This is a genomic window from Aromatoleum toluclasticum ATCC 700605, assembly GCF_000378245.1.
Taxonomy (GTDB): Bacteria; Pseudomonadota; Gammaproteobacteria; order Burkholderiales; family Rhodocyclaceae; genus Aromatoleum; species Aromatoleum toluclasticum.
In genome coordinates, this window is the sequence record NZ_KB899530.1 from 1 (window position 1) to 2,665 (window position 2,665).

Sequence of the window (2,665 nt, forward strand, 5' to 3'; positions counted from 1 at the left end):
CCGCCGGCGAGCGCGCACAAGAACATAGCGAGCGCGCACAGAAAGGTGCGATAAATATGGGCGGTAACAGCAGCCATAAATCGAGCGCCTAACGTCTGACATAACCGGCGCTGCGCGGCATCATCGCGCAGCGTCCGTGTTGATGGATGGGTTAGCCGTTCGCCTCTTAGTCACTTGACCGACCCAAGCAAGCTCGTCACGTCAAGGCCGTCAAAGTCAGCAATGTCTCTCAGCTTTATAGGTTTTGAGAGGCTGAATTTCTTCCATGTTTCTTTGAAGTTTTCGTCTCCGCCTTCCTCTGCGTCTTGATTGACGTTTTCTTTTATCAACATCTTCTTCGTCATAAGGTTGATGCTGACCGATTTTTCAGTTATCGGCCCACGACTCTGATCGCTATCGTAACCAATTAGCTCGAAATCGGAATTCTGATACCGAAAGTTGTACGTCCAATAACCATACCTGCCATGCGCGTAGTGAACGAGTAGATTGCCTTTCTTTATAGAGACGTCGAGTTCAGGAGGAAAGTAAACGCCGCCATCTTCATTTTCAGATGAAAAACAGTCGCGATTTTCCAGCGCAAGCTCGTAACGATCATTATTTTTGAGTGCAATGATGATCCCTCTTCGGTTCCGATCCAATTCCCCGCGATACTCATCCTTGACGAAGTCGGCTTTATCCGTACCCTTGATAATTAGAACGTAATCCAGTTGTTTGTCTTTGTTTAGGTCTCCCTGAATTTGCTGGAAAACAATATGTCCGACAGGGACAAACTCTGTAGGCGATTTTGCTGTTTTTGGTGTCACCTGTCCGAGGGCATTTGTTCCAACTACTAGGAGAACGATAAAGACAAGGTTTTTCATTCCATATCTCGATGGTTGGTAGAGATAAGACGGCTAACGTTTGAGATGAGAGGCGTGACCCGGCCTGCCGGGGCACGTCCTCTCGATTGAAGGGTTAGCCGCCACGTCGGTGGACTTCCCGAACCTTGGCAAGCGCCTCGATAAAAGTGGCACGCTTGCCGGCGAGGCTGAGTACGGAGGATAGGTTGAAACCCACAAGAGGTGCTAAAAGTGCGCCTCTTAGACCGCCTGTCGTTCCACTGATAAATCCGTAGTTGCGTTCGCAGCAAGCAACGAAGTTGGAGCATTCCGATACGTTGACCAAGCGAAGGAACTCGGCAAGTCGATCGGGATGATCTTCTTCAATGCTTGGAAGTTGAACCCACATGTGCTTGGTCATTTCTGTGAATGCCGTCGCGCACTCCTCGAGTGCGTTTGATGCGCCCCACATAGTTGAAAGAATGGAGTAGTGACGGCCGGATATCCCGTGAACCTCCACCGACATAGCCGAGAGGCGATCGCGCACGGCAAGAAAGTCTCCCGCTTTCTCAATCGCCCGTTCGACCTTGAAGGCTGCATCGAACGTTGGACCTTGAGCTTGCACCGCATTTACGGCCTCGACGAGTGAGCGCACATAGATTTGCGCATCTACGATCAAGCGCGAGGCCTCGGTGAAGAACAGTTCAATTTCACCTGCGACATGCGCTTTTAGGTTGGCAAGGGCTTCTGCTTTCCAGTTGAGAGTTGCCGTGTGAAACGCGACAAGAAAGCCGAGGACAGTTAGAAGTGAGGTGACGACTGCTGTCTTTGACTCTGTCGGCTGTGCGTCAAGCCATAAGACCAATTGCCCAAGCGTAAACGGTTTTGAATCTCCAGCTAGCCACATAAGCCAGTACAGAGTTACCGATGTAAGGAGCACTCCGAAAACAGTTCCTACTAGGAACCGAAGTAGGAGCAGAACCGGGATGCCGTAGTAGAAGAAGTTCGCTGTTAGGCGCGGTGGGAGGCGTCTAAGAAGGCTCAATCCGAACATGTGCATGGCTCCCGTGGCGGCTAACGTTGAACGTAACCGGACGGCGAAAAGCGCAGCTTTTTGACGGTCCGGTTGACGGACCCGTTAGGCACGTGCAGGCTCATGGCGTCGAATTCTGTTTCGTAAGTTCAAAAGCCGCCGCTCCATTTCGTATAAAAATACCGAAATAGCCTGTGCGGACCACAAATTTTTCTGGCAACGCCCCACCGCCATCGAACGATACGGTGGTTCCTGGCGTCGCACGGCACACGGCGACATAGCTTCCGCTTAGGCATTCGGTGGAACCTGTGGTGTGCAATCCCTCATACTCGTGCGGAAGAAAGCGGCGCAGTTCGATGATCGTATTTTTGCCGAGCGACGAGAATTCCCAGCGCGCCAGATCAGTGTCGGGCTTGCCAACCACCGCGGAGGGGGCCGCATCCGACGCTCGGGCTATCGAGACTTCCCCTTCTGTGCCGGACGAGCCTTGTATCCAATTCGCGGCATAGCGCCCGACCCAGGAATCGTTCTCAGCTGAGGCCGCGCCGGGCAGCCCAATGAGACTTGTGCCCAACAGGAACCAAACAGCTTTCTTTTGCATTGCGCTTAAGGGGTGAATAGCAAATACAGGAAACTGCAGCAACCACCGAGCGGTCTTCATTTTATTAAGCCTAACGTGGAAGTGAGCGGCCCGCGCGGCTTTTTGCGCAGGTCCGCTCGACTGACTACAAAGGGACTTCCCACTTCCGCCGGCGGCCTTTGCCGCCCGGCATCGAAGTGCCAAGATTGAATTGCTGAAGCTCAATCTGAAGTG

At 52.6% G+C, this 2,665-nt stretch carries 3 protein-coding genes; all 3 read right to left on the reverse strand.

Features of this window, described 5'->3' with window-relative positions:
* Window positions 1–170: 170 nt before the first annotated feature.
* A complete protein-coding gene (locus F464_RS0127580; RefSeq protein WP_018993098.1) occupies window positions 171–860 on the reverse strand; it encodes a hypothetical protein in 690 nt (229 codons plus the stop codon).
* A gap of 94 nt (window positions 861–954) precedes the next feature.
* On the reverse strand, window positions 955–1,758 hold the full coding sequence (locus F464_RS31270; protein ID WP_232429052.1) for a hypothetical protein: 804 nt from the start codon (window positions 1,756–1,758) through the stop codon (window positions 955–957).
* A gap of 214 nt (window positions 1,759–1,972) precedes the next feature.
* Window positions 1,973–2,665 (reverse strand): hypothetical protein (locus F464_RS31275; RefSeq protein WP_232429053.1); only part of this gene is annotated, 693 nt, incomplete at its 5' end.